26 protein-coding genes and 1 riboswitch are annotated in these 26,160 nt (G+C 34.6%); of the genes, 15 read left to right on the forward strand and 11 right to left on the reverse strand.

Features of this window, described 5'->3' with window-relative positions:
* Window positions 1-264 precede the first annotated feature (264 nt).
* On the forward strand, window positions 265-729 hold the full coding sequence (locus IEV50_RS02615; RefSeq protein WP_188411679.1) for a DUF4920 domain-containing protein: 465 nt from the start codon (window positions 265-267) through the stop codon (window positions 727-729).
* A gap of 72 nt (window positions 730-801) precedes the next feature.
* Here IEV50_RS02615 and IEV50_RS02620 read toward each other — a convergent pair whose 3' ends face one another.
* Both IEV50_RS02620 and IEV50_RS02625 read right to left on the reverse strand, forming a co-directional pair.
* Window positions 802-1,866 (reverse strand): branched-chain amino acid aminotransferase, encoded by a 1,065-nt coding sequence (locus IEV50_RS02620; RefSeq protein WP_188411680.1) that lies wholly within the window; start codon window positions 1,864-1,866, stop codon window positions 802-804.
* A gap of 136 nt (window positions 1,867-2,002) precedes the next feature.
* Window positions 2,003-2,968: a tryptophan 2,3-dioxygenase family protein gene (locus IEV50_RS02625; protein ID WP_188411681.1), complete on the reverse strand. Its 966-nt coding sequence runs from the start codon at window positions 2,966-2,968 to the stop codon at window positions 2,003-2,005.
* A gap of 63 nt (window positions 2,969-3,031) precedes the next feature.
* Window positions 3,032-3,094, forward strand: a riboswitch (Fluoride riboswitch).
* A gap of 19 nt (window positions 3,095-3,113) precedes the next feature.
* On the opposite strand from IEV50_RS02625, the gene IEV50_RS02630 reads away from it, so the two are divergent.
* Window positions 3,114-4,403, forward strand: coding sequence for a voltage-gated chloride channel family protein (locus tag IEV50_RS02630; protein WP_188411682.1), 1,290 nt, complete (start codon window positions 3,114-3,116; stop codon window positions 4,401-4,403).
* Window positions 4,404-4,428: 25 nt separating this feature from the next.
* Here IEV50_RS02630 and IEV50_RS02635 read toward each other — a convergent pair whose 3' ends face one another.
* Window positions 4,429-5,730, reverse strand: a complete 1,302-nt coding sequence (locus IEV50_RS02635; RefSeq protein WP_188411683.1) for an HAD-IB family phosphatase — start codon at window positions 5,728-5,730, stop codon at window positions 4,429-4,431.
* Window positions 5,730-6,692: an NAD-dependent epimerase/dehydratase family protein gene (locus IEV50_RS02640; RefSeq protein ID WP_188411684.1), complete on the reverse strand. Its 963-nt coding sequence runs from the start codon at window positions 6,690-6,692 to the stop codon at window positions 5,730-5,732. The genes IEV50_RS02635 and IEV50_RS02640 overlap by 1 nt, the downstream gene beginning before the upstream one ends.
* Before the next feature lie 70 nt (window positions 6,693-6,762).
* Here IEV50_RS02640 and IEV50_RS02645 point away from each other — a divergent pair, with 70 nt between their 5' ends.
* Together IEV50_RS02645 and IEV50_RS02650 are read left to right on the forward strand one after the other, a co-directional pair.
* The gene (locus IEV50_RS02645; RefSeq protein WP_188411685.1) at window positions 6,763-7,944 is read left to right on the forward strand and encodes a formimidoylglutamase; all 1,182 of its coding nucleotides are present in this window, start codon (window positions 6,763-6,765) and stop codon (window positions 7,942-7,944) included.
* 68 nt (window positions 7,945-8,012) lie between these two features.
* On the forward strand, window positions 8,013-9,164 hold the full coding sequence (locus tag IEV50_RS02650) for a TlpA disulfide reductase family protein (RefSeq protein WP_188411686.1): 1,152 nt from the start codon (window positions 8,013-8,015) through the stop codon (window positions 9,162-9,164).
* A 60-nt stretch (window positions 9,165-9,224) separates the two neighbouring features.
* On the opposite strand, the gene IEV50_RS02655 is transcribed toward IEV50_RS02650, so the two are convergent.
* The 6 genes from IEV50_RS02655 to dcd form a co-directional block, all read right to left on the reverse strand.
* The gene (locus IEV50_RS02655) at window positions 9,225-9,734 is read right to left on the reverse strand and encodes an SMI1/KNR4 family protein (RefSeq protein WP_188411687.1); all 510 of its coding nucleotides are present in this window, start codon (window positions 9,732-9,734) and stop codon (window positions 9,225-9,227) included.
* Window positions 9,735-9,752: 18 nt separating this feature from the next.
* On the reverse strand, window positions 9,753-11,024 hold the full coding sequence (gene purD / locus IEV50_RS02660) for a phosphoribosylamine--glycine ligase (RefSeq protein ID WP_188411688.1): 1,272 nt from the start codon (window positions 11,022-11,024) through the stop codon (window positions 9,753-9,755).
* Between the two features lie 127 nt (window positions 11,025-11,151).
* Window positions 11,152-12,027 (reverse strand): SDR family oxidoreductase, encoded by an 876-nt coding sequence (locus IEV50_RS02665; protein WP_188411689.1) that lies wholly within the window; start codon window positions 12,025-12,027, stop codon window positions 11,152-11,154.
* 85 nt (window positions 12,028-12,112) lie between these two features.
* The gene (locus IEV50_RS02670) at window positions 12,113-12,874 is read right to left on the reverse strand and encodes an enoyl-CoA hydratase/isomerase family protein (RefSeq protein WP_188411690.1); all 762 of its coding nucleotides are present in this window, start codon (window positions 12,872-12,874) and stop codon (window positions 12,113-12,115) included.
* A gap of 93 nt (window positions 12,875-12,967) precedes the next feature.
* A complete protein-coding gene (locus tag IEV50_RS02675) occupies window positions 12,968-15,658 on the reverse strand; it encodes a carboxypeptidase-like regulatory domain-containing protein (protein WP_229746595.1) in 2,691 nt (896 codons plus the stop codon).
* A gap of 81 nt (window positions 15,659-15,739) precedes the next feature.
* Window positions 15,740-16,276, reverse strand: a complete 537-nt coding sequence (dcd, locus tag IEV50_RS02680) for a dCTP deaminase (RefSeq protein WP_188411691.1) — start codon at window positions 16,274-16,276, stop codon at window positions 15,740-15,742.
* A 71-nt stretch (window positions 16,277-16,347) separates the two neighbouring features.
* On the opposite strand from dcd, the gene IEV50_RS02685 reads away from it, so the two are divergent.
* The 6 genes from IEV50_RS02685 (at window position 16,348) to IEV50_RS19875 (ending at window position 20,520) form a co-directional block, all read left to right on the forward strand.
* Window positions 16,348-17,010, forward strand: coding sequence for a 4'-phosphopantetheinyl transferase family protein (locus IEV50_RS02685; RefSeq protein WP_188411692.1), 663 nt, complete (start codon window positions 16,348-16,350; stop codon window positions 17,008-17,010).
* 35 nt (window positions 17,011-17,045) lie between these two features.
* Window positions 17,046-17,798, forward strand: coding sequence for a lipoyl(octanoyl) transferase LipB (lipB, locus tag IEV50_RS02690; RefSeq protein WP_188411693.1), 753 nt, complete (start codon window positions 17,046-17,048; stop codon window positions 17,796-17,798).
* The gene (locus IEV50_RS02695) at window positions 17,798-18,853 is read left to right on the forward strand and encodes a serine hydrolase (RefSeq protein WP_188411694.1); all 1,056 of its coding nucleotides are present in this window, start codon (window positions 17,798-17,800) and stop codon (window positions 18,851-18,853) included. The genes lipB and IEV50_RS02695 overlap by 1 nt, the downstream gene beginning before the upstream one ends.
* Before the next feature lie 32 nt (window positions 18,854-18,885).
* Window positions 18,886-19,611: an SGNH/GDSL hydrolase family protein gene (locus IEV50_RS02700; protein WP_188411695.1), complete on the forward strand. Its 726-nt coding sequence runs from the start codon at window positions 18,886-18,888 to the stop codon at window positions 19,609-19,611.
* Between the two features lie 82 nt (window positions 19,612-19,693).
* A complete protein-coding gene (locus IEV50_RS02705) occupies window positions 19,694-20,185 on the forward strand; it encodes a DUF5684 domain-containing protein (protein WP_188411696.1) in 492 nt (163 codons plus the stop codon).
* Window positions 20,185-20,520 carry a DUF2752 domain-containing protein gene (locus IEV50_RS19875; RefSeq protein WP_371870260.1) on the forward strand — a complete coding sequence of 112 codons (336 nt, stop codon included), beginning with the start codon at window positions 20,185-20,187 and terminating at the stop codon, window positions 20,518-20,520. Before IEV50_RS02705 ends, IEV50_RS19875 begins: the two co-directional genes overlap by 1 nt.
* A 9-nt stretch (window positions 20,521-20,529) precedes the next feature.
* On the opposite strand, the gene IEV50_RS02715 is transcribed toward IEV50_RS19875, so the two are convergent.
* A complete protein-coding gene (locus IEV50_RS02715) occupies window positions 20,530-21,273 on the reverse strand; it encodes an RDD family protein (protein WP_188411698.1) in 744 nt (247 codons plus the stop codon).
* Between the two features lie 151 nt (window positions 21,274-21,424).
* Here IEV50_RS02715 and IEV50_RS02720 point away from each other — a divergent pair, with 151 nt between their 5' ends.
* From IEV50_RS02720 to IEV50_RS02740, 5 genes are read left to right on the forward strand one after another with little or no spacing between them, the layout of a single operon-like run.
* A complete protein-coding gene (locus IEV50_RS02720) occupies window positions 21,425-22,372 on the forward strand; it encodes a stage II sporulation protein M (protein ID WP_188411699.1) in 948 nt (315 codons plus the stop codon).
* 5 nt (window positions 22,373-22,377) lie between these two features.
* Window positions 22,378-23,262: a hypothetical protein gene (locus IEV50_RS02725; protein ID WP_188411700.1), complete on the forward strand. Its 885-nt coding sequence runs from the start codon at window positions 22,378-22,380 to the stop codon at window positions 23,260-23,262.
* 1 nt (window position 23,263) lies between these two features.
* Window positions 23,264-23,989, forward strand: a complete 726-nt coding sequence (locus tag IEV50_RS02730) for a DUF4129 domain-containing protein (protein WP_188411701.1) — start codon at window positions 23,264-23,266, stop codon at window positions 23,987-23,989.
* Window positions 23,986-25,185, forward strand: a complete 1,200-nt coding sequence (locus tag IEV50_RS02735) for a DUF4350 domain-containing protein (protein WP_188411702.1) — start codon at window positions 23,986-23,988, stop codon at window positions 25,183-25,185. Before IEV50_RS02730 ends, IEV50_RS02735 begins: the two co-directional genes overlap by 4 nt.
* Window positions 25,160-26,143 (forward strand): AAA family ATPase, encoded by a 984-nt coding sequence (locus tag IEV50_RS02740; RefSeq protein WP_188411703.1) that lies wholly within the window; start codon window positions 25,160-25,162, stop codon window positions 26,141-26,143. Before IEV50_RS02735 ends, IEV50_RS02740 begins: the two co-directional genes overlap by 26 nt.
* Window positions 26,144-26,160: the final 17 nt, after the last annotated feature.

The following is a 26,160-nucleotide window of genomic DNA, read 5'->3' on the forward strand; positions in this document are numbered from 1 at the left end:
GTACATTATTTAAATATTTTTAATTAACTGTAAATCAATAAAATACAATACATTACATTCACATCAAAATTTTGGATTAACATTTGTCTAATACATTAATGTTGTACATCATGGGATGTGATCTATAACAATAGGGATGATTTTCCTCGTTAGTGAGAGCTAGCGAGGATTTTTTTGTATTCACTATTTATAAAAAAATTTAAATAACTTTGAAACAGATAATTACGGAAGTTCAAATTAATATAGTTTCTAAAAAATAAGGTTATGAAAAAAATCATTTTAAGCTTAGGATTTTGTTTAATAGCAGCATTCGCTTTTGCACAAACAGAATTTAGTGGTCAAAAATTTGGCGAACCTGTAGCACCCGGCGACATTAAACCAGCTGCCAAAATGGAAGCTGCAATGGGCGATAAAACCGCAGCTAATATGAAAATTGAAGGTAAAGTTGTTGATGTTTGCAAAAAAAAAGGCTGTTGGATGACTTTAGAAATGGCTAATGGCGAGCCAATGCGTGTTACATTTAAAGATTATGCATTCTTTATGCCAATGGATATTGTTGGTAAAAAAGTTGTTTTAGACGGTATTGCTAAAAAACAAACCATCTCTGCAGAGACATTACGCCATTATGCTGAAGATGCAAAAAAATCTCCTGAAGAAGTAGCCAAAATTACTGACCCTAAAAAAGAACTGGCATTTGAAGCTAAGGGTGTTGTTATACTTGATAAATAATAAGTTTAAAGCAAAATAACCCCCGATACAATTATGCATAGGAGGTTATTTTTTACTAATAGTTTTTATAATTTACAGAACCCAGTTCCAACCAAATTCATCAGGTGCCAGGCCATAACGTAAATCATTTAATTTTTTGGCGATACCATTAGAAATCGTTCTTGTTGAAGAATCAGTTAATTTATAAGTATTTCCTAAATAACCAATCTCACCAATTTGAGTTACAGTTGCAGCAGTTCCAGCAGCAAACGCTTCAGTTAAGCTACCATTTTCTATTCCTTCTATTACTTCTTTAACAGACACCCTGCGCTCCTCAACCTCTATTCCTGCAACATTTGCCAGTTTAATAATTGTATCTCGGGTAACGCCATCTAAAACGGTGCTACGAACTGATGGGGTAACCAATTTTCCATTAATTACAAAAATCAAATTAGCCGTTCCAGCTTCTTCAATATATTCATGATTGATAGAATCTGTCCATATTAACTGGTCAAAACCTTCTTTTTTTGCTTCCTCAAAAGGATATAGCGAACGGGCGTAGTTACCTGCTGTTTTAGCAAAACCAACACCTCCTTCATCTGCCCTTGTATACTCGGTCTCGATTTTAACTTTTAACGCCTTACTGTAATATGGGCCAGTTGGTGTAGTAAGCAATGCAAATTTGTATGTATCAGATGCCTTTACACCTAAATAAGGATCAGTTGCAAACATAACCGGACGAATGTACAATGCGTAATCTTCTTGAGAAGGCACCCATTTTTCATCGATGTTAATTAACGCAGCTAAGCCTTGCATAAAAAGCTCCTCTGGTATAGTTGGCATTGACATTCTCGTAGCTGATTTATTAAAACGTTCGAAATTCTTATCAGCACGAAATACACTAATTTTTCCATCAGGTTGGCGATAAGCTTTTAAACCTTCAAAAATTGCTTGCCCGTAATGAAGTGCAGAAATTGCCGGACTCATTAGAATTGGTCCATAAGGTAAAATTTGCAAATTTTTCCATTCGCCATCTTCAAAATCGGCGGTAAACATGTGATCGGTAAAAACTTTACCAAAAGGTAATTTCGAAAAATCAGTAACCGATAAACGTGTTTTATCAGCCTGGGTGATTTTTATATCTAAAGTATCGGTCATTTTTTAGGAATTTTGAATGAGTGATTGATAGAATGATTGAATGTGCATTACCACATTCTCTAATTCACTAATTCTATCATTAATTATTTTTCGCAAATTAAGAAAAAACCAGTTATTTTGGTAGCGTTTTAGAATATTAATCTTTGTTCTTTAGTGTTTTAAGCACACTAAGTACCCAACCTTTACCCCATTCTTCCATCTGTTCATCCGTCCACAAGAGAGGATAAAATATTCTTCTTTGAAAACGTGGTGGCAAATATTGTTGCCAGTTGGTTCCGCCTGTTGCAGCAACATCAATAGGATCCTTTTCTAAATAACGAACTGCAGATTTATAATGTGCTAGTGGCCATTCTACATTAACATACAAATCGAGTTTACGAAGCTCTTGCGCTAGTTCAGAAACATCGCAACCAGTTGTTTGAAACTGCTTGTACAAGGATGAGAAATTTGTTGTTATTCTATCCTTCGCCAGCTGCAGGAACTGTGCAGCATATTTTTCGATGAATTGCTTTAATGTTAAAGTTTGCTTACCTGATGCAAGTTCAGTTGCACCAAATTTCCAATAAATATTTTCAAACTGTTCTTCTAGCGTAGCTGTAATTAATTCAGCTCTTTTAGTTTTATCAACTAACTGAATAAAATCGGTAGCACAAATTTCTATCATTCTATATTGGCCGGATTGAAACCCACTCGCCGGCAAAAGCGACATCCTGAATTTTAAAAATTGCGCTTTCTCCATTCCATTAACCATAACCTCAAAAGAAGTAGTTAATGCGTTAAAATAAGCATTAATTCTTTTTATTCTGTCCGTAAAAAAATCAACCGTCAGGTTTTCATGCTCTGCAATTTGCTTGCATTCATGTAAAGCAAGCTTAAAGTAAAGCTCCGTAATTTGATGGTACATGATAAAAATTTCTTCATCAGGAAACGGCGTTTTCGGGCTTTGTAAGCTTAAAAGCGTATCTAAATGAATGTAATCCCAGTAAGTCAAAAAATCTGCATACAACAAACCATCAAGATAGGAAGCCATATCCTGCCCCATAGCTGTATATTTTTCCTGGAGTTGATTAAGTTTATCTTTTATTTCGGGTGTGAAATCCATATCACAAAGTTAATATTCCTAATTGATAAACAAATTTTGGTAGAAATAGTAAATTTTATACATTTGAAAGATGGCGATGGAGTACCGCCAAAACCGCCCAAACAGGCTGATGACTCCTACGATTTTTAATTAAAATTGATTTTCAATGCCTGTTAAAAAAATAATAGAAGGTTTTCTTCTGTCTGCTACCCAATTTATCAAGTTAGAATTTAATCTACTATTAAAGGATAGTTTGAAATGGTTTTTCTTTTCTGCTTTAATTGGGGTTGCTGTGGGCTCAGCTTCAGCATTATTTTTGGTAACTCTAAATCTGGCAACCGATTATCGAGAGCAACATTTATGGATAATTAGTTTTTTACCACTAGCGGGTTTATTAATTGGCCTTGCCTATCATTATTGGGGTAAAGATGTAGTAAAAGGAAATAATCTTTTAATTGAAGAGTTGCAAAGGCCTAAAAATGTTATTCCTTTAATCATGGCTCCTTTAATTTTTGCAGGAACTATAATTACACATTTATTTGGAGGTTCTGCAGGTCGAGAAGGAACAGCTGTTCAAATTGGAGGTGCTTTTGCCGATCAGTTTACGAAACTGTTTAAGCTTAAACCCAGAGACAGGAAAATTATTTTAATTTGTGGTATTAGTGCAGGCTTTGCTTCGGTATTTGGTACGCCACTAGCAGGCGCAATCTTTGGCCTTGAAGTTTTTATAGTAGGCAGTTTGATGTACAATGCCATTTTACCATCCTTTATAACCGCAATTATTGCCGATTATGTTTGTAAAGCCTGGGGGGTTGGCCATACACATTACTCTATATCCTCTGTACCACAAATAGATGGCATTAATCTTTTACTATCGCTTGGTGCCGGGATAATTTTTGGTTTAGTTGCCCGTAGTTTTTCTGCATTAAATCATGGTTTATCCAATATTTTCGGAAAAATTAAATATCCACCTTTACGCCCGGTAATTGGCGGTTTTATTTTGATAGGAATAATTTATTTACTTGGCACAACAAGATATATCGGATTGGGTATTCCTGTAATTTCTGAATCATTTAACACCCAGGAACCCATTTATACTTTTGCTCTTAAATTATTTTTAACTGCATTAACGTTGAGCGCAGGGTTTAAAGGTGGTGAAGTTACTCCGTTATTTTTTATTGGTGCAACACTAGGCAGCTTTTTGAGCTTTTTTGTGCCATTGCCTGTTGGTTTAATGGCAGGGATGGGATTCGTAGCTGTTTTTTCAGGAGCCGCAAACACGCCTTTAGCGTGTATTTTTATGGGTGTAGAATTATTTGGAACTGAATCGGGAATTTATATTGCGCTCGCTTGTGTAACCGCTTATTTATTTTCTGGTCACACTGGCATTTACCGCTCACAAAGTATTGGAAGTCCGAAGCATCATCTTTTAAAAAGACATCAGTTTTTTAGATAGCTGCAGGGCAATAAGCGCATTAAAGCTAATACAAAACCCGAAACTTTATGGTGTGCTCAATTTTTTTCAAAGCTTTAAATAGTTGCTTATCGTATTCTGCGTTGATGTCTGTAATGGCGTAACCAATTTCATGGTTTGTCATTAAGAACTGGCTCACAATATTGATGTTATGGGCCGCAAAAACAGTGTTAATTTGCGCCATAATCCCAGGTACATTTTTATGAATGTGAATCAGGCGATGGGATTTATCTATTTTGGGCAACTGTAAATTTGGAAAATTACTGCTTAAATACGTCGCTCCGGTATTCATAAAATCAGCAACACGTTTTGGTATAAAATCAATATTCCGAGGATTGCTTTTTTGATCATCAAAAATAACGATCCCTTGTTTTGTACAAAGATCAAAGTCGATTTTGTTCTTGGCACTTCCTAAATAACCTATGGTCTTCAATTTGGATGCATTTTTCAATTGCTGCCTGTCCATTTTTTCACCATCGGCAAAAAGAATTATTCCAACATCTTTTACATATTTTTCTTCAAAAGATGTTTTATGTCTGATTGATAAACCATCATTTTTAAGGATGGCTATACTTGTTGGATCAACATCGCCAATTACCAAACATAAAATTCGGTTTTTTGGATAAGAAATCGCTCTTGGCAGATCATTTACATATAAAAATTCATCAAAACTTGGCGTAACATGGTCGGCTTTTGAAACTATACTTTCGCGGGCAATATTTTCTGTAAAAGCAAAAAATTTATTAATCATTCCACTTTCCCGAAGCTGAAAATCTGAATAACCATCCCCGATTCCAAATAATTCGCCCTCTAATTTTAAATGCTGAAGCAGTTTTACTTTTCCCCCTTCTTCGCTTAACGGATTTGCATGATCGTAATCGATAATTTTCCCATCTCCTGTTGTTACAAAAGTATTAGCATAGATATTTTCTTTTTTAATATGATACTGGCTTACTACGGGTGTAATAAACTCCTTAAAACCACCTGAAACAATAAGAACTTCATCAGCATGTTTTTTAAAAAAATCGGCATTACGCGAAAACGACGTTGACACCTTTTTCTTTAAATGTTTTATAAGTTGCTTTAAATGGTCTTCATTTGCTTCGAGCAACCTAACCCGTTGTGCAAGGCTTTCAGAAAATGATAGTTTTCCTTCCATTGCCTGATTGGTATAATCCTCAATTTTTTGAAAAATAACTTCTTTATCAGGGTGTTTTTTTAACGAAATTCTGGCAAGCTCATCTAAAGCTTCAACTTGGGTGAAAGTGCTGTCAAAATCAATTATGTAGTAGGCTTTTTGCTTAGGCATTATTTTAAATATTGTATAATCTCTTGAATACTTTGTGCTACAGGTTTAAATCGAATACCTGTTTCATTAATTACTTTTTCGTTGTTGTAGTAGTTTAAAGACAAACTGCTCTTTGCTGCATCTTTAGTAATTGAAGGTTGACTGCCTGTAAAGATAGAAAAGAATTTAAGCGTTCTCCAGGCAATCGCAAGCATCCATGGTTTTGCTTCTTTTGTTGGCGGTTTAAGCGTAAAACCCAATGCAATTTCGGTAAATAAATCTTTATAGTGATAATTATCTGAAGAGATAATATAGCGTTCGCCACTAACTGTATATTCCATTAAAAGCATCATGGCCTTTGCTACATCTTCAACATCTACAAAACCCGAAGCACCATCTGTATAAAATGGAAAACCGCCCTTTACTAATTTAAAAATTGCTCCGCTACCTTCAAAACCCGCATTTCTACCAATAATTATTGAAGGATTAACAATCACAGCATCCAAACCTTCGGTAATGCCCCGCCAAACTTCCATCTCGCCTTCGTATTTTGATAAACCATAAGCGTGTGCTGTAGCATCATAAACCCAAAAGTTTTCCTCCGTAATTTGTTTTCCTTTCTTAGCCTCGCCTAGGGCAGCAACCGAACTGACGTGCAATAATCTGCAATTATGTTCTACACAAAGGTTTACAATGTTTGATGTTCCATCAATATTTACGTGAAAAAGTTGTTTCTTATCCTTGGGGTTAAGCGAAACAAATGCTGCACAATGAAAAACTTTGGTTATACCTACAAAAATATCTTCCAAAGTAGCAGGTTCATTTATATCGGCTTCAATCCAATCAATCAAATTACTATTTTCGATAATTGCAGGAATTATAGAAGTTTTTCGTTTCAATGCCCGAACGGCCAAACCGCTATCGGTTAACTGTTTTATTAATTCAGATCCTAAAAATCCCGTGCCTCCGGTTACCAGTATCATTTATTTTTTTCAAGCTACATGTGAAAATACGCATTCAAAAATAGATATTTGGGGCGATAGTTTTAAATATATGTCATTATCCGATTTCTTTTCTCCCTTAAATGCCGAGCAGTTTACACCTACAGATGGTTTTTATACCAGCCAGCTTGGTTTAAAAACACTATTCTACACCGAATCATTTCCTGATTTGGAAGAAAACAAGTTCGACATTGCTATTTTCGGTGTGCTTGATGGAAGAAATGCTATTAATAATGAAGGTTGTGGTATAGGTCCTGATTATTTCAGAGAAAAATTTTACAAATTAAACGAAGGCGCTTTTACCAGTCGCCTTGTCGATTTAGGGAATATTCGCCCTGGAGCAACTTTAGCCGATACTTACATCGCTGTAAAAATGGCTGTTTCCGAGTTAATAAAAAACAACATTATTCCGGTAATTATCGGCGGTGGGCAAGATATAACCTATGCTCAATATTTAGGTTACGAAGATTTAGAACAAAAAGTAGATTTAGTTATCGTAGATAACCAATTTGATATCGATGATGATAATAATGAAGGTATTGCAACGCGTTCTGATTGTTATTTGAATAAAATTTTCCTTCATCAGCCAAACTATCTTTTTAATTTCAGTAATATTGGCTATCAAACTTATTTTGTAGATCAGGAAAGTTTAAATGTTATGGATAAGTTATATTTTGATGTTCATCGCCTTGGTGAATTTGCCCAGGACATTACTTTGGCCGAACCAATTATCCGCAATGCGAACATGATAAGTTTTGATATTGGAGCAATTCGCTCTGCCGATGCCAAGGCAAATGCCAATGCAACACCAAACGGTTTTGATGGTGAAGAAGCTTGTAGAATTGCCCGTTATGCAGGCATGAATGATAAGTTAACATCAATAGGTTTTTACGAATTTAATCCGGCTTATGATAGCAACGGACAAACGGCTTTCCTCCTTGCAGAAATGGTTTGGTATTTTGTTGATGGTTTTTACGCCCGAAAAAAAGACTTTCCGCTTACCCCAAAATCTCAATATATTATTTACCGAACGAGTTTAAAAGATGGTTCAGGTGAGATGACTTTTGTTAAAAGCAAAAAATCAGATCGCTGGTGGATGCAGGTTCCATACCCGATAGGTCAATCTAAAAATGAGAGGTATCATCTTGTGCCATGCCGTTATGATGATTACCAGACAGCGGTTAATGGAGATATGCCCGACCTTTGGTGGCGAACTTATCAAAAGCTATCATAATTTTACACAACCTGTTACGTTTAAAAACTACAAATATTTACCTTTACTTTAACGATTAAATTAAGACCATGAAAAAAATACTCTTATCTGCAATGGCTTTGTTGCCTTTAGCAGCATTAGCTCAAAAGCCATTCACCATAAAGGGCGATGCAAAAGCATTAAAAACGGGTGAGAAAATATATTTTGTTTATACATCGAATAGCGAACGCAAAACAGATTCTGCTATTGTAGCTAATGGGAAATTCGAATTTAAGGGAACTGCCTCAGACCCCGTTATGGGAAATTTGTTTAAAAACATAAATCCATACATAAAAGGAACCAATACCCGCAATATGGATTATGCGAGCTTTTATGTAGAGCCTGGAGATATAATCGTAAGTTCTGTTGATTCAATTAAATCAATGTCAGTTAGCGGAACACCGGCAAATAACGATAACACAAAATTAAAGGCAAGCTTAAAACCTGTTGCTGATAAAATTGATGCAATTAATAAAGAATACGAAAAGCTTAGCCCTGAGCAGCAAAAAGATAAAGCTGTTGTTGCTGGCATAAGAGAAAGATACGGAAAAGCATCTGATGAGATGACTCCGATTTACCTTGCTTTTGCTAAAAACAATCCTAAATCTTACGTTAGCCTTATTTCCTTATCGCAGCTTGCCAGCGACCCTGATGCTGCTGCACAAGTTGAAACTTTGTATGCTGACTTAAGTGCTGAATTAAAAGCAACTAAAACAGGAATGAATTTAGGCAAAACTTTAGAAGCATCGAAAAAAACTGCTATTGGTGTAATGGCAATGGATTTTACTCAAAACGACGCAAACGGCAAACCAGTTAAATTATCTGATTTTAAAGGTAAATATGTTTTAGTAGATTTTTGGGCTTCATGGTGCGGTCCATGCAGAGCAGAAAACCCTAATGTTGTTGTAGCTTATAATAAATTTAAAGATAAAGGATTTACAGTTTTAGGCGTTTCTTTAGATGGTGGAACAACTAAAACGACAAAAGAAGCATGGTTAAAAGCTGTTGAAGATGATAAATTAACCTGGACGCATGTTTCAGATTTACAAGGATGGCGTAATGAGGTTGCCTTAACGTATGGTATTAACTCTATCCCTGCTAACTTTTTAATTGACCCAACTGGCAAAATCATTGCAAAAGGTTTAAGAGAAGAAGCATTACAAACTAAACTTCAAGAACTTTTAGGAAGTAAAACAAAATAATAAACACAAAAACAAAGCCCCGATTTTTTAAGTCAGGGCTTTGTTTTTTAAATATAAATTTTAACTTTCAGGTGCTAAAAAATCTAATACGTTTATAAAGTAGTTTTCTAGGCCTTCGTAATCATCCTCACCAGGAATCCAGGTAGCGAATTTCCAGTATTTCCAATCTGCATTTTCGATTATTGGGGGAATAAGCAAAAAATATTGCTCTTCGTTGATTCCACCAACTAAAATACTCCTTGATAGTTGAACAACGATATCGAAAGATTCATCATGAACCAGCCATTCTTCGATAATTTTAGGATCAATATCTTTCAAAAATCCTATTTCACTCGTTTTTGCAAATGAAGGCTCGACATGTTCATTAGGCGAAGCAAAGCCATTTGCAATCAGCAGAAATGCCTTATAATCTGAAGGCAGTTGAATGCCTAATCGTTCTTCAGCCTGTTTTATTTGCGCTTCGTTAGCAGGTTCATTACCTAACCATTTAGATTTTTTCTGGTCATCATTAAAGGTAAAAACTGCTTGACGAATTGCAGTTTCTGAAATCTTTTTAAGTATCTTTTTCAAATCGGTTTTCTTTAAAATTTAAATTAAATCGAAACCAATATCTTCTCTAAAGTATTTGCCGTCGAAATAGATTCTACCGGCATCAGCCGTAGCAGACTGTAATGCAGTAAACATATCCTCCTGTAAACTGGTAATTGCTATAACGCGGCCACCATTGGTTTTAACCACATCATTTTCTAATAAAGTTCCGGCATGGAAAGCATTTGAATGACGAAGATTTTCAATTCCTGAAATGGCTTTTCCTTTTAAATATTCTCCAGGATAACCTCCTGCTACAATCATAACTGTTGCAGCAGTTTGCTCAGAAATAACCAAATTTACCTGATTTAACTGTTTGTTAGCTGTAGCCATAAACAATTCAACCAAGTCATTTTCAATTCGTGGAATAACGCTTTCCGTTTCAGGGTCGCCCATGCGAGCATTGTATTCAATTACAAAAGGTTCTTCACCAACCTTTATCAACCCAAAAAAGATGAAGCCTGTGTAATCGATGTTATCTTTTTTTAACCCATCTACAGTTGGCTTAATTATTCTTTCTTCTACCTTGGCCAAAAATTCAGGTGTTGCAAAAGGAACCGGCGAAACTGAACCCATACCGCCTGTATTTAAGCCTGTATCACCCTGGCCAATTCTTTTATAATCTTTAGCCGAAGGAAGTGTAACATAATTTTCACCGTCAGTTAAAATGAAAACAGAAAGTTCTATTCCGCTTAAAAATTCTTCGATTACAACGGTTGCACCCGCAGCCCCAAATTTACCGTCAAGCATAAGTTTCAGTTCTTCCTGAGCTTCTATAGTTTCAGTACAAATTAAAACTCCTTTACCTGCAGCCAATCCATCTGCTTTTAAAACTACAGGTAGTGTATGCGTTTGTAAGTAAGCTAAACCATCTTCTAAGGTTTGAAGAGTAAAAGACTTTGAAGCCGCTGTTGGAATGTTGTGACGATCCATAAACTGCTTAGAAAAATCTTTACTGCCTTCTAATATTGCACCTTCTTTTTTTGGCCCAATAACAGGAACGTGAGCAATTGCTTTATCTGCAAGGAAAAAATCATGAATGCCATTTACTAAAGGTTCTTCAGGGCCAACAATAACCATTTCAATGTTTTCGGCAAGAACGATTTTTTTAATAGAATCAAAATCGTTTATACTGATGTTGATATTAGTACCAAAAGCACCTGTACCGCCATTTCCTGGTGCAATAATTAATTTATTACAATGTGAAGACTGGCTTATTTTCCAAGCGAATGCACTTTCTCTGCCACCTGAACCTAATAGTAAGATATTCATATCGGCAAAGATAATTAAAAATAGAAGATGGAAAATGGAAAAAGATGTACGATGGAAAGGTAATATGGAAGATGGGTTAGCGATCGAAAAATCTTACGCTTTTCAATCATCCATTTTACATCTTACATCATTTAGCACTTCTTGTCATTTGCTCCAGCATATCCCACATTTCGTTCGGTATAGCTTCCAAACCGTTCATTTGACCAGCACCTTGAAGCCATTCACCACCATCAATTGTTATCACTTCTCCATTAATGTAGCCTGAAAAATCGCTAACTAAAAAGGCTGCTAAATTTGCTAATTCCTGATGTTCTCCAACTCTTTTTAAAGGCACACGATTTTTAAAATCGAATTTCTTGGCTAAGTCTCCAGGTAATAATCTTTCCCAGGCACCTTTTGTAGGAAATGGTCCAGGCGCAATTGCATTTGTTCGGATGCCATATTTACCCCATTCTACAGCTAATGAACGTGTTAAAGCTAAAACACCACCTTTTGCACATGCTGAAGGTACAACGTAAGCTGAGCCCGTGAAAGCATAAGTTGTTATAATATTCAGAACCGTTGCGGTTTGTTTTTCTTTTATCCAGTATTTGCCAAAAGTTAATGTGCAATTCACGGTACCTTTTAAAACGATATCTATAATGGATGAAAAAGCATTTGCAGATAAACGTTCGGTTGGTGAAATAAAATTCCCTGCGGCATTATTCAGAAGTACATCAACCTGCCCGAATCTTTCAATCGTTTTTACAAGCACATTTTCTACCTGCTCAATTTCGCGAACATCACAAGCAACGGCCAAAACCTTACCGCCAGTTTTTTCTTCCATTTCATCAGCAGTTTTCTGCAAAACATCTTGCTTACGACTGGTAATAACGAGGTTAGCACCTAATTTTAAGAAATAAATGCCCATAGCTTTTCCCAGCCCTGTTCCGCCACCAGTAATTACTATGGTTTTACCTTCTAAGGAACCATCTCTAAGCATGGGTTGATTGAATGCGAACATAATATCTGGTTAATTTTAATGGTTAATTATTGGAATTGATTAATTGTTTAAACTCGTTAATTGAAAATTATAAACTATTAACCGATTATTTCCTCTGAAGATTTTCTAAAATGGTTTTCAAAATATGTCGTGTTGCAGGCGACCACCATTGCTTAAGCATCTTATCTAAGGTTGCTGATTGATCTGCAGATACGGCCGCGATTAATTCTTGGCGAATATTTAATTTACTCTGCGACCAAGTGTTGCTTTCCAACTCCATAAACTTTTTTATTTTTCTTTCTGCAGTAGTTAACAAACTTTCGCCCTTTACCAATTCATCAATTAAACCAACTTTTAAAGCATCTTCCGGCTTATACAATTTTCCTGTAAGTAAACTTCGTGTAGCTTCGGCTTTACCTATCCAAAAAGAATATAATTGAAAAATGCTGTTAGGAACGATGATGCCAACAGGAACTTCGTTTAAACCAATTATATACGAGCCTTCTGCCATTACACGATAATCGCAAGCTAAAGCCATAACGCAACCCCCTGCCGGGCTATGCCCGCTAATTGCAGCAACAATTGGTTTTTTAAATGCAACTATGTTAGCCGTAAAGCCTAAAAATAAATGCCAGAATGATTTAACTTCATCTTCATTATAATTATAAAGTTCTACCAAATCTAAACCTGCAGAAAAAAATGGCGTGGTTCCTGTTAAAATTACCCCACCAATATTGTCATCGGCAGAAATATTTTTAAGCATATCATCCAATTCGGTAACCAATTCTCGGTTAAGGGCGTTTGATTTTCCTCTTTCTAATGTTATGGTTGCCAGCCGATCTTTTACACTAACTTTTATTGTATTCATGTTTAATAGTATCTAGATTTGAGTATTAGCAGCAAGCACACTAAAGATTAATAAATTATGCTTGCATACTAATTCAAATTTATTTATTTTTTCCTATTTAACATCATAAGTGTAAACTTTCCTAGCCAAATGCCCTTCAACATCTATTCCCTCAATTACTATTCGATAAGTTCCCGCTTCATCAGCATTATAAAAATCAAATTTCGCTTTACCGTCTTCACCCGAAACAACCTGTGGATTCCAATAAATGGTGCTTCGGTAATCGCCTTTATTATTGGTTGTTTGAGCATCGTATTTAGGCGAATAAAAATCTCTTGATGCAGAAAAACCAATCTGATTAACCACTACAACACCAGGAGCGTAATTATTATAAGAAACACCGCTTCCGCCGCGCTTGGTTGTTATTACTAAAACACCGCTACCACCCTGACTTCCGTATATTGCAGTATTACCTGCAGATCTTAAAACTTCTATAGTTTCTACATCATTTGCATTTATATTATCTAAAAATTCTGCTTCTACTTGCATGCCATCAAGTATAATTGTCATTGGTGTATTAGGACTCCGAGTGGAATAGGGAACACCGTTTCTAAATAGCACAAAAGGAATGCGTCCGTTTAAACATTGAGAAAGCACAACGCAATTGGATAAATCTTTGGCGGCTAGCACAAAATCAGCATTACCGGCACCATTTAGGTTTGATGAATTTTTTGCAATGTTTCTTTTTTCGGTAATAACAACTTCATCCAATTTAATAGTTCTTTCCAAAAGCCCTAACCTTGTCATTTCGTTAAAATAATTATCGCTTTCTTTAATGTATTTCATTAATGTATTGTTAACATTTACATCTATATCAGCTCCATTTTTATTTTTTGTTACAATTTGATAAGGAACCGCATCAACCTTAATATCAACAAATTTTCTATCAGCTTTTGTTCTAGCCTGAACAACAAATTTTGTACTATCGTTAAATACCAGGTTATCGAAATTAAATTTCCCTTCAGCATTTGTTACCGTATCCATTACAAAAAAGCCACCCTTAGTAGACATAAGCATAACTTTACCATTAGGAACGGGCTTACCTCCTTTTGTAATAGTTCCGCTAATTGATGTAGATTGTTCGGGTTTGTAGGTAATAACAGGGCCAACTTCACTTATTACGTTTTTCCATAAAAATCTTCTCCAACCCTGAGTTAGCATGAGGTTATCAAGTTCCCTAGCTGTTTTTAAATCCTTGCTAAGAAAGTAATGATTTGGTTTTTCGACATAACCTGCCAAATCTGACGTAAGCCATAAATTAGCGAAAATATTGCTTTCATTATCTTCATCGGGCGATACTTTGTTGGCATTTGTTACGGCTACTGAAAAACTTCCGACTATGGGTTTCTGGTTATTTGATGCTTCAAAAGTAAAAATCGAATTACCCTTCTTAACACCAGATTCGCCTGATGAATTTAATTTTAAGTCTATAACATCAACATTCATTTTATTGAAAATTAATCGCTCGGCTACTGGCAAATTTGCTGCCGAAAATAAAGTAAACTGGATGATACCTGATGGCAATTTACTTTTAGGGATTGTTGCGATTAATACTTGCTTATCAACTTTTGCTTTTGATACGTAATAAATATTACCGCCTTGCTGTGCAACAATTTTTAATTCATCACTATTGGTTAAATTGGCGCTTGTCAATATTTTAACTACAACGTTCCCGGTATCCAAACTATTAACAGATAAAGCATATCCACTTTTTTGCGCTTGAGGAAGTTTAAAATCTTTTTCAGAGCCATCTTTGAATTTAATTTTAGCTGTATAAGTTTTTCCTGGCTGTGCATTCAATGTAAAATTCCCCATGCCCAGGTATGTGGTTTCAATATTTAAAATTTCAGCACCACTTTCATCTACAATTTTACCTGATATATTTTCTCCATTTCCTGAACCATTTAAAGCCTTAAGCCCAACTTTTTGAGGTAATTCTTCAACTAAAGTTCCACTTTCCGGCAAAAACTGAACATCTATATCATTGCTGGTTGAAGTAATTGGAATTAATTTAACAATTTTCTGTTTATTACCGACAGTAATTGTTGCTATAATTTTTCCTTTTTTATTTAAGAAAGACTGATTATTTGTAAAGCTGACTACAGCATCACCCTTTAAATCTGTTTTGGTTTTACCTTTGGCAACGGTTCTAAAATCTAACTGAACTTCATAACTAACTTCGCTTTCTTTGTAAGCCACACCATTTTTATCTTCGAAATGAATAGTTGCAGTAACTTTTTCGGCATTGTTTTCTTTGGTATATTTATAATCGGTAAAAGTAAAAACCTTATTTGCCCAGCTGTTTCCAATCTTTATCGTTTTGTCAAAGAAGAAATCTGTACCAAAGTTTCGCATATAATTTGTATACGCCCTAATGCGGTAGTTTCCTTCTCCTAATGAGTCGGTAAGTTTAAAGTCGCCCCAGGTTATGCCTCCCATTATTGGCAGTTTCACCAACCTTTTTAAAGAGTCTTTTTCATTAATTAGCTCTACATATAATATTTTACTAATATTGGATGGAGCTTGCGTTTTACTGTTTAAAACATAAGCCTTAAACCAAATATCATCACCAATGGCATAATAAGGTTTATCTAAATGGAGGTAAACTTTTTCCTGCTGATATTTATTGGTGTATTCATCTAGCTTTTTAAGAATCTGAGCAAAAGGATCGTCATCTATTTTAAAGGCAGCAAAACCTATAAGTACGGCGAGAAAACTCAGTAGGAGAGTAATTTTGGATTTCATTTGGCGTATGGTAAAAGTAAATATGCCTCAAGGTACGAAACCCGAGGCATATTTTTATGAAGATAAAATGAATTATTTATGTTAGAAAACGTTCTTCCACATCATACTTTCAACGGGCTTTGTGGTTTTGTTGTTGTATTTGGCATTGTCTTTTCTATTGTACATGGTTTCTATACTTCCCTCTACAACGAAATAAATTAACTGACCGATTGGCATACCTGCATAAATTTTTACTGGTTGAGCCACAGATATTTCTAAAGTCCAGGTGTTGCAAAAACCAACATCGCCTTTTCCTGCCGTTGCGTGTATATCAATACCCAAACGGCCTGTACTACTTTTGCCTTCTAAAAAAGGAACATGACTATGTGTTTCGGTATACTCTAAAGTTACGCCTAAATACAATGTACCAGGATGAAGCACGTAACCATCCTTTGGAATTTCAAAATGCTCTATTTCATTATGTTTCTTTGCATCCAAAACCCTGCTTTTATATGTTGCAAGATATTTCCCCAGGTGCACATCGTAAGAGTTTGTACCTAAGCAAGAGCTGTCAAAGGGTTCTATTATAATTGTTCCTTTCTCTATTTCCTCCAAAATCCTTTTATCTGATAATATCATTATTATGCGTATTTTTGGCCTAAATTATCATTTATTTAAGATAATTTTGCATGCAAACCTCAATTTTATAAATGCCTGTAGTTTATAATAAAAATATTGATGAGCATTCGGTTTTAGCAATCTGGAAAATTGAAGAAACAGAAGCTGAATTGCTTGCCGGCTTACAACTTAAGCAGCATGAATGGGATATTATCTCTTCTTTTAACAATGGAAAAAGAATGTTGCATTGGCTAAGTACTAGATTGTTATTACGCACCTTACTTAACACAGCAGAATATATCGATTGTCAATTTGACCCGGATGGGAAACCATACCTTACCAATTCGGATTACAAAATTTCTTTAAGCCATTCTTATGATTATGCTGCCGTAATGATTAGTAAAGATAATGCGGTAGGTGTTGATATTGAGTTAATTAAGCACAAAATAAAAAGCATTAAACATAAATTTTTGAATGATGTTGAACTTGCTCAAAGGCAAATTGGCGATAATACTGAAGGATTGTATGTTTGCTGGTGTGCAAAAGAAGCAATATACAAATGGCATGGAAAAAAGGGATTGGAATTTAAGCAGCACATCCACATCAAGCCTTTTAAGCTAAAAAACGAAGGAAGTTTAAATGCTTTAGTTGAACTACCAACAGGAACCCGAGAACTCACTGTAAATTATTTTAAAACTAAAGATGGCTATATGTTGGGTTATGTGCAGGCGCCTGAAGTGATAGCTAAAAGGTAGGCAGCAAATAGTGCTCAATAACACAATTCTAGAAGATGATTATACATAACGTTAACAGTGAAAACTCAAGTTTGCCAGTAGTAGCTTCAGCAATTAAGATACCTACCCAATTTGTTGATTGGGGTTTAACCGATTACCAGCAAGCTTGGGATAGGCAGGAAGATTTATTGAATAAAACGGTAGCCATCAAAACCAATAACCGGAACAACGGAACAAACTTACCGACACCAAATTTCCTTATTTTTAATGAGCATCCACATGTTTATACTTTGGGAAAAAGCGGGCATCAAGAAAATTTACTTCTCGATGAAGAAGGATTAAAAGATAAACAAGCTACTTACTATAAAATTAATCGTGGTGGCGATATTACCTACCACGGACCAGGGCAAATTGTTGGCTACCCGATATTAGATTTGGATAATTTTTTTACGGATATTCATTTATATCTAAGAACTTTAGAAGAGGCTGTTATACTTACTTTGAAAGATTATGGCATAGCCTCGGGGCGTTATCCTGGTTATACAGGTGTATGGCTGGATGCAGATAACCATAAAGCCAGGAAAATATGCGCAATGGGTGTTAGATGTAGTAGGTGGGTAACCATGCATGGTTTTGCTTTTAATGTAAATGTAGATTTAGACTATTTTAAAAACATTGTTCCATGTGGTATTGATGATAAGGCAGTAACCTCTTTAGAAAAAGAATTAGGCTATAAGTTAGATATTAAAGAAGTGAAGGGAAAACTAAAAAACTACATTGCTGATTTATTCAAAATGGAGCTGATTTAATGAAAAACGTACCGCTAATCATTTTTCTTTTTTGCTGTTCCTTTTCCTTTGCACAAAACGTTGATGATATGGTGAATTTTATTAAGAATAATCCTCAAAAATCATCCATCGTGATAAACGAAAATGGCAAGGAGACTTTAAATTGTCGTGGCAACCAGCTTATGCCTTTGGCAAGTGCCGCTAAAACAATAATTGCTTTAGAATTTGCCAATCAGGTTGCTTCAAAACAGATAAATAAAACCACCAAAATAGCAGTTAAAGATATCAACAGATACTACATTCCTTTTACTGATGGAGGTGCACATCCGGCTTGGTTAAAATCTTTGAAAAAGACTGTTAACGATAGCGTAACTTTATTGGAAACTGCCAAAGGTATGATTAGATTTAGCTCAAATGCAAATACGGAATACCTTCAAGATTTGCTAGGCATGGATAAAATAAATGCCAATCTAAAGGAGCTGAAAATTAAAAATCATTCTCCATATTATTACTTCACGGCGGGTGCTTTAATGACTTGCTTAAACCCGGATAATATTGAAAAAGATGTTTGGTTAAGCAAATTAAAGAACCTTAATGATGCTGAATATCGAAAACTCTGTGCACAAAATCATCAAAAACTTAAAGTAGATACCAACTTTATCAAGCAATTCAATTTCAAAAATTTACCAATTGAAATACAAAAAATTTGGTCAAATAAAATAGTAGCTTCTACAACCAAAGAATATGCCGAGCTATTGAAAAAAATTAATAGCGAAAACTACTTTAAACCCGAAGTTCAACAGGTTTTACAACAAATTATGGAATGGCCAATGGAATATGCAAGCAACAAAAGCAACTTTCTTCATTTAGGGCAAAAAGGTGGCTCAACGAGTTTTGTTTTAACAGATGCGTTTTACCTGACGGATTTAAAAGGTAATAAAATAAGTTGCGCATTTTTTTTTAATGATCTTTCACCAAGCGAACAGCTATTGATCAATAAAAACTTTAGTAATTTTGAATCGAGCATCATAACCAATTCAAAATTTCGGGAGCGTTTGGTTAAAGAACTAAATTAAAACCAAGTTGTAGCATAATCCGTAAATTGGTTATGAAACTTTTATTCGGTATCATTTTATTTTGTTCTTTATCTTCGGGCTGTACTAAAGAAAATAATATGCCTGTTGTAGAAAACACAGCTAATCCTATCATTACACCTAATAAAACAGGTAACTTCAGCTATTTAGCTTTAGGCGATTCTTATACTATTGGCGAATCAGTTGCTCAGGCAGAATCTTTCCCTTATCAGCTACAAGCCAATCTTAAAAAGAACGGTATTAATGTAGAAAGTCCAAAAATTATTGCCGTAACCGGATGGACAACAGATGAACTTCAAGGTGCAATAACTCAAGCAAAAGTTACAGAAAAATTTGATATTGTAACTTTGTTAATTGGTGTAAATAATCAATACCGTGGATATCCTTTAGACACCTACAAAAAAGAATTTTCTGAATTATTACAAACGGCAATTGTTTTTTCTGGTGGAAGAAAAGCAAGGGTTTTCGTAGTTTCAATTCCAGATTGGGGCGTTACACCTTTTGCAAAAAACAATTCGAAAAGTGCCCAGACCACTGCCACAGAAATTGATACTTTTAATGCCGCGGCAGAACAAATTACTACAGCAGCTGGCGTTAGTTTTACCAATATTACACCAGACTCGAGAATGGCTGCAAATGATGTTTCACTAATTGCAAGTGATGGATTGCATCCAAGCGGCAAAATGTACACGAATTGGGTTAATGCACTTGCGCCAAAAATAATGGATGTAATTAAATAAAAAGCTTACGCATACTTTGTTATTAATCAAAAAGTTATAATTTTAGTTCAAACTATCTAATGTTTAACTAAAATAAAAAATTATGAATGAGTATGAATCAAGCGGGATAGCCGCAGGAATTGGAGCAGGTGTAATATTTGCTTATCTGGCTGTAATTGTTGTTGCAGTTATAGGAATGTGGAAGACTTTTGAAAAAGCAGGCAAACCCGGCTGGGCTGCCATAGTTCCAATTTACAACATAATCATCCTCTTAGAAATTGTTGGCAAACCAATGATTTGGATTCTTTGGCTAATTATACCTTGTGTTAATCTTGTTTTTTCTGTTTGGCTTTATAATTTAGTTAGTAAAAGCTATGGCAAATCCGAAGGTTTTACTGTTGGATTAATTCTTTTACCATTTATTTTCTGGCCTATTTTAGGTTTTGGCGATGCAAAATATTTAGGCCCCTCTGCCGCTGAAGCACAAAATGGTTTCGGAAACAACCCTTTCAACAACCCAAATAATCCATTTGGCAATCAAAATAATCCTTTTAACAATCCAAACGACACGCCGCCAACACCGCCTGTAGTTTAATGTTATCAATAATATTTTTACAAAATTTTTGCAGCTCAATCTTTTTATTTGATTGGCTGCAAAATAATTTAATACCCTGCCCTTTTAAAGCTTTAATGGGATTTGATTGTCCTGGTTGCGGCTTTCAAAGGGCTTTTATTTTTCTAATTGAAGGCGATCTAAAGCAAAGTTGGAATATGTATCCACCAACAGTTCCGTTGATTTTTCTGTTTCTATTTGCTGGTTTTTCTTATCTGGTTCCGTTTAAAAACCGTTCAGTATCCATTCAAATCCTGGCAATTATTATAGGGAATTTTATACTTTTTTCTTATTTATATAAGTTATTTATCAAATAACTCATCAACTTAGTTAACAGTGTTTGCAGTTAAATGATTATAATCTTTAATTACCGTTTCTAAAAACTGTAACTCATTCATACCTGCTGGAATAGTAGCTGAAATATGCTCCTTCGTTTTAGCTGCCATTGCATAAATAAGTTCTGGGTTACCTGTTTGATAAAAGCCTTTTAAAACTTCATAAACCAATTCAGCTTCCCTATCGCTTAAATACAATACCTCTTTAAAAACAGGTTGATAATCATCAGGCAAAGAAAAACTAAATGCAACATTATCTATTTTAGTTCTTGGTACAGTTTTAATCAATATTGTTTTAGCAAGCATATCTCCAATTCGCTGATGGTTTTTTGAAACAGCTACACAAATCAAAGCAATTACACCCCAGCCAAAAATAAATCCAAAATCTATAATTCTAAAAATCCAACGCATTAAATATTGGCCAAAGGTAGGTTGCCCGCCATCAAAGCTAATTACCTTTATTTTCATAATTTTTTTACCAAAAGATTGGCCATCCATAGTCATCTCACATACTAGATCGTAGAAAAGAAAAATCACCAAAAATATAACTACCAATACAACAACTATTGTTTCCGAGCGACTGATTGATGCAACAATCATCAATATTATAGCCACGATATAGAGTACCAGAAATCCGGCCAAATCAATTAACCTTGCTACAATGCGTTCGCCTAAGCCCGCAACTTCGTAATCGATATCTACATTTTGAGCTGTGCTAATTCTGATGGTTTCCATATTTCAAACATAATTTTTTTTAGCCACAATGGAGTTATTTAGCATTTAAAAAGTTATCGCTTTATCCATCTTTTTAAATTTATATCTTTTGCATGCAATTTTTTGTAACCATAAAAAATTAAACTATTTTAACCCAAGATTTGAATAATTAATGAGAGAAGCCTTATTTGTAAAACAGAATACAGAAAAGTGGAAACGCTTTGATGAAATACAATCTGCAAATCCTGATGAACTTGCAGATCGTTTTACAGAGATTACAAACGATTTAGCTTATTCAAAAACCTTTTATCCAAATTCAAAAACCACAGCCTACCTTAATGGTTTGGCTTCGAAATTGCATTATTCGCTTTATAAAAACAAGAAAGAAAAATCGAACAGATTTTTATATTTCTGGCAAAGCGAACTTCCGTTGCTTTTCTTTGAGCATAAAAAGCAAATTATTTACGCACTTGCATTTTTTTTAGTGTCTTGTGCAATTGGTGCTATATCAGCCAAATATGATGATACTTTTATTCGTTTAATTTTAGGCGATGGGTATGTGAACATGACAAATGATAATATTTCGAAAGGCGATCCTTTTGGCGTTTACAAACAAGAAAATCCATTTTTAATGTTTATTAGAATTGGCGCTAATAATATTTACGTTTCGCTGTATACTTTTGTTTTGGGTGTTATTTTCTCTTTCGGCTCGATTACATCGCTTTTCAGAAACGGCGTTATGCTTGGCTCGTTTCAATACTTTTTCTTTAGCAAGGGTTTAGGTTTGCAATCTGTTTTAGTAATTTGGATACACGGAACTCTTGAAATTTCTGCCATAGTTTTGGCAGGCGCCGCCGGATTGGTTTTAGGCAATAGTATGTTATTTCCAAAAACCTATACCAGAAAAGCTTCTATTTTAAAAGGTGCAAAAGATGGATTAAAAATTGTTTTAGGCCTTATACCAATTTTTATTATTGCAGCATTTTTTGAAAGTTTTATAACCCGACATACTGAAATGCCTATGTGGCTAAGCGGCTTTATTTTAACAGCTTCGGCAACATTTATTATTTGGTACGTATTTATCTACCCCATTCAAATTAATAAAAAAACACTCATCTAAATATTATGCTTTTAAAAATAGAGTTTAAAAAGATACGAGACTTTGGTCAGATTATAAACGATACATTCACATTTATTCGCCAGAATTTTAAGCCTTTGGTTAAAAATTATTTCATCTTTTGCGGACTTTTTGTTTTAGGCGGTATGCTATCTATGCTATTACAGCAATACAAAACCGTTAACATGATTAATAGTATTGATTCGAATACAGCAAAAGATGTATTTGGTTTCGCTACGCTTTATGGAATAGAATATTACCTGGCTATTCTATTTTCACTTGCTGGCTATGCCAGTACAACAGTGGTTACACTATCTTATATCGCAGTTTATGTGCAAAAAGGAAATGAAACACCAACAATTGATGAAGTGTGGGGGTATTTTAAGTATTATTTCTTCAGGGTTTTTGGGAGCTCTATCCTGCTGATCTTGCTTCTAATTTTCGGCTTTTTATTTTGCCTGGTTCCGGGTTTTTGGTTGTTCCCATTTATAGCGATGATTTTTCCGATTATGATAATAGAAAATGGTACTTTAAGTTACTCCTTTACCAGAAGTTTTAAAATTATTAAAGATAATTTCTGGTTAACCTTTGGCACCTTAATTATCATTTGGATTATTGTTTATGCTTGCATGTCGATTGTGGTTTTACCAACTACCCTATTTAGTATGATTGGTATGTTTGCATCTAAAAAACCGCACATGTCTTTAACCTTCACTATGCTTACAACCGTTTTACAATATCTTTGCCAGGTATGTACCGTCATTCCGATTGTTACAATAACTTTATCGTACTTCAGTTTGGTTGAGCAGAAAGAAAGTACAGGGTTAATGGAGCGTATTTCTAATTTTGGTATAACAGATAAACCTGCTGATACAAGACCTGAAGAATATTAAAATGCCGAAGTTTTTGTTTAAATTTTTGATGCTTTTTATTTTGCTTTTTGCTTCATCGAATAGTTATGCTCAAAATTTAAAATCACAAACTAAAAAGGTTATTAAAATCGATAGTAGCCAAATAGTACCTAAAAAGTTTGATAAGCAAGCTTTAGAAGATTATGCAGAACAAAAAGAATTTCAATATGATGAAGCTATAACCAGAGATTTATCACTTTGGGATAGATTTTGGATGTGGTTTTGGAATATGATTGGCGATCTTTTTAAAGGTGCAGCTTCTAATCCTGTTTCCAAATATTTCTTTATAGGTATTGGTATAGCCATCCTTTTTTACATCGTTATTAAAGTAGTAGGTGCCGAAAATATTTTTAGTAAAAAATCTAAAGAAACTATTTTACCTTACGATATTTTGAATGAGAATATCCACGAAATTGATTACGAAACAGAAATTCAACGTTTAATTGAACAAGGAAAATATCGCCTTGCAGTTCGTTTATTATATTTAAGAACATTAAAAAAATTAAGTGATTCCGAAATTATCCAATGGCAGCCAGAAAAAACCAATTACAACTATTTAACTGAAATTTCTAGGCCAGAAATTAAAAACGAATTCAGCGTATTGACACATCAATTCGATTACATCTGGTATGGAGATTTCCCAATAGACGGGCAAAAATTCGAACCGATTAAACAATCCTTTAACCATTTTAATTCGCAAATTAAATGAAAGGATATAAAATTTATTTTGCAATCGGCCTCACACTAATATTAGTTTATCTTGTTGCACAATTTAACAAACCAACCCCAACAGATTGGTCTCCATCTTATCTAAAAAAAGATAAGATACCTTACGGCACTTTCATTCTTTACAACAGGATAAAAGATGTACTGCCAAAAGCCAAGGTTAAACCTTCAGTGCTGCCAATTTATAATACCGTTAAAACTCAAAACTTTAAAAATAGCGCATATCTAATCGTGGCGCCAATAATTGATATCAATAAAGTTGATTTCGAGCAATTAAAAAAATACATGCTTGCAGGAAATAAGGTATTTATTGCAAGCTACGATTTAGGTAATTATACAAGAAAAGCCTTAAAATTAAAGGTTGCTACGAGCTTTTCACAAAATGGAAGTTCACTAAATTTCACAAACCCAAATTTAAAAACCGTTGTGAATTATGGTTTCGAAAAAGGAATTGGAAGTAATTATTTTAGTGAAATTGATAAAGATAAAGCAACCATTTTAGGTATTGATGCCAACAATAAACCAAATTTTGTACGATACGATTATGGTAAGGGATCTCTTTTTTTGATAGCAGGACCTGGCTTTTATAGCAACTTTAACCTTCTGGATAAATATGGTGCTGAATATGCGGCAAAAACCTTAAGCTATATTCAAGGTTCGGAAAACTTAATTTTTGACGAATATTTTACCATAGCTAAAACAGGAGAAACCTATATTTTAAGGGTTTTCTTTAAACATCCCGAATTGCAATATGCCTATTACCTGTGCATCTTTAGTTTGTTACTTTTTGTTTTTTACGAAATTAAACGCAGACAAAGGATTATACCAATTTTGGATCCTTATACAAACACATCAGTTGCCTATGCACATGTTGTAGGAAGCGTTTATTATCACCAAAGAAATAATTTAGATATCGCTATAAAGAAAATCAATTATTTAATGGAGCATTTACGCAGCAGATATTACCTAAAAACCAACGATATACAAAAAGACTTCTCAGAAACATTGAAACTAAAAACAGGAATTAACGAAACACTTGCTAAAACATTAACTAGGTATTTTATGCATGTGCCAAACTTAACCGAGTTTAGTGATGCAGATTTAATCGGCCTTAATGATATTATAGAACAATTTTACAAAAACACTAAACCTAATGGAGCAGGAACAGGAACAATTTAACCAACGAACAGATTTAAGTGCATTAAATGAAGCCGTAACTCAGATTCGGAGCGTACTTGGCAATATCATTATCGGTCAAAAACAGGTTATCGATTTTTTAATTGTCGGCTTGCTTGCCGATGGCCATATTTTAATTGAAGGTGTGCCAGGCGTTGCAAAAACTTTAAGCGCTAAATTGCTTGCAAAATCTATCGATGCTCAATTTTCAAGAGTGCAATTTACACCCGATTTAATGCCATCCGATGTTTTAGGAACGCCAATCTTCAACACAAAAACTGGTGATTTCGAATTTAGAAAAGGCCCGATTTTCGGTAATATTATCTTGGTTGATGAAATTAATCGTGCCCCAGCAAAAACACAATCAGCTTTATTCGAGGTAATGGAAGAGCGACAGGTTACTATTGATGGCACAACTTATATAATGGATGAGCCATTTATGGTTTTAGCCACTCAAAATCCAATTGAACAAGAAGGAACTTATCGTTTACCTGAAGCACAACTGGATAGATTTTTATTCAAGATTGAGGTAAAATATCCATCATTGGAAGAAGAAACTGAAATCTTATTGGCGCAACATTCATTGGTTAATAAAACACTTTTAAACGATGTTAAACCAGTGCTTTCGGTTAAACAGATTCAGGATGCGAGGAGTATTATTCGCAACTTACATGTTGAGCCAAAATTACTGGAGTTTATTGCAAAAATTGTTAACGAAACACGCAACAACGCATCACTTTATTTAGGTGCTTCGCCAAGGGCCTCGCTTGCAATTGTGCATAGCGCTAAAGCTCTTGCAGCTATTAAAAATAGAGATTTTGTTACGCCTGATGATATTATTACAGTTGCCGTACCGGTTTTAGTACATCGTATTTTACTATCTCCCGAAAAAGAAATGGAAGGGTTAACAACAACCGATGTAGTAAATCAAATTATTAAAAGAATAGAAATACCAAGGTAGAACTGTGAACAATTTTC

The sequence above is a fragment of the Pedobacter mendelii genome (assembly GCF_014635725.1).
In the GTDB taxonomy this organism is placed as follows: Bacteria; Bacteroidota; Bacteroidia; order Sphingobacteriales; family Sphingobacteriaceae; genus Pedobacter; species Pedobacter mendelii.

Coding starts and splice junctions, on each gene's coding strand:
- IEV50_RS02630 (WP_188411682.1), top strand. CDS start 3,114: ATGCCTGTTAAAAAAATAATAGAAGGTTTTCTTCTGTCTGCTACCCAA.
- dcd (WP_188411691.1), bottom strand. CDS start 16,276: ATGATATTATCAGATAAAAGGATTTTGGAGGAAATAGAGAAAGGAACA.
- IEV50_RS02695 (WP_188411694.1), top strand. CDS start 17,798: ATGAAAAACGTACCGCTAATCATTTTTCTTTTTTGCTGTTCCTTTTCC.
- purD (WP_188411688.1), bottom strand. CDS start 11,024: ATGAATATCTTACTATTAGGTTCAGGTGGCAGAGAAAGTGCATTCGCT.
- IEV50_RS02615 (WP_188411679.1), top strand. CDS start 265: ATGAAAAAAATCATTTTAAGCTTAGGATTTTGTTTAATAGCAGCATTC.
- IEV50_RS02650 (WP_188411686.1), top strand. CDS start 8,013: ATGAAAAAAATACTCTTATCTGCAATGGCTTTGTTGCCTTTAGCAGCA.
- IEV50_RS02720 (WP_188411699.1), top strand. CDS start 21,425: ATGAGAGAAGCCTTATTTGTAAAACAGAATACAGAAAAGTGGAAACGC.
- IEV50_RS02665 (WP_188411689.1), bottom strand. CDS start 12,027: ATGTTCGCATTCAATCAACCCATGCTTAGAGATGGTTCCTTAGAAGGT.
- IEV50_RS02685 (WP_188411692.1), top strand. CDS start 16,348: ATGCCTGTAGTTTATAATAAAAATATTGATGAGCATTCGGTTTTAGCA.
- IEV50_RS02725 (WP_188411700.1), top strand. CDS start 22,378: ATGCTTTTAAAAATAGAGTTTAAAAAGATACGAGACTTTGGTCAGATT.
- IEV50_RS02740 (WP_188411703.1), top strand. CDS start 25,160: ATGGAGCAGGAACAGGAACAATTTAACCAACGAACAGATTTAAGTGCA.
- lipB (WP_188411693.1), top strand. CDS start 17,046: ATGATTATACATAACGTTAACAGTGAAAACTCAAGTTTGCCAGTAGTA.
- IEV50_RS02635 (WP_188411683.1), bottom strand. CDS start 5,730: ATGCCTAAGCAAAAAGCCTACTACATAATTGATTTTGACAGCACTTTC.
- IEV50_RS02625 (WP_188411681.1), bottom strand. CDS start 2,968: ATGGATTTCACACCCGAAATAAAAGATAAACTTAATCAACTCCAGGAA.
- IEV50_RS02735 (WP_188411702.1), top strand. CDS start 23,986: ATGAAAGGATATAAAATTTATTTTGCAATCGGCCTCACACTAATATTA.
- IEV50_RS02675 (WP_229746595.1), bottom strand. CDS start 15,658: ATGAAATCCAAAATTACTCTCCTACTGAGTTTTCTCGCCGTACTTATA.
- IEV50_RS02620 (WP_188411680.1), bottom strand. CDS start 1,866: ATGACCGATACTTTAGATATAAAAATCACCCAGGCTGATAAAACACGT.
- IEV50_RS19875 (WP_371870260.1), top strand. CDS start 20,185: ATGTTATCAATAATATTTTTACAAAATTTTTGCAGCTCAATCTTTTTA.
- IEV50_RS02715 (WP_188411698.1), bottom strand. CDS start 21,273: ATGGAAACCATCAGAATTAGCACAGCTCAAAATGTAGATATCGATTAC.
- IEV50_RS02645 (WP_188411685.1), top strand. CDS start 6,763: ATGTCATTATCCGATTTCTTTTCTCCCTTAAATGCCGAGCAGTTTACA.
- IEV50_RS02730 (WP_188411701.1), top strand. CDS start 23,264: ATGCCGAAGTTTTTGTTTAAATTTTTGATGCTTTTTATTTTGCTTTTT.
- IEV50_RS02700 (WP_188411695.1), top strand. CDS start 18,886: ATGAAACTTTTATTCGGTATCATTTTATTTTGTTCTTTATCTTCGGGC.
- IEV50_RS02705 (WP_188411696.1), top strand. CDS start 19,694: ATGAATGAGTATGAATCAAGCGGGATAGCCGCAGGAATTGGAGCAGGT.
- IEV50_RS02640 (WP_188411684.1), bottom strand. CDS start 6,692: ATGATACTGGTAACCGGAGGCACGGGATTTTTAGGATCTGAATTAATA.
- IEV50_RS02670 (WP_188411690.1), bottom strand. CDS start 12,874: ATGAATACAATAAAAGTTAGTGTAAAAGATCGGCTGGCAACCATAACA.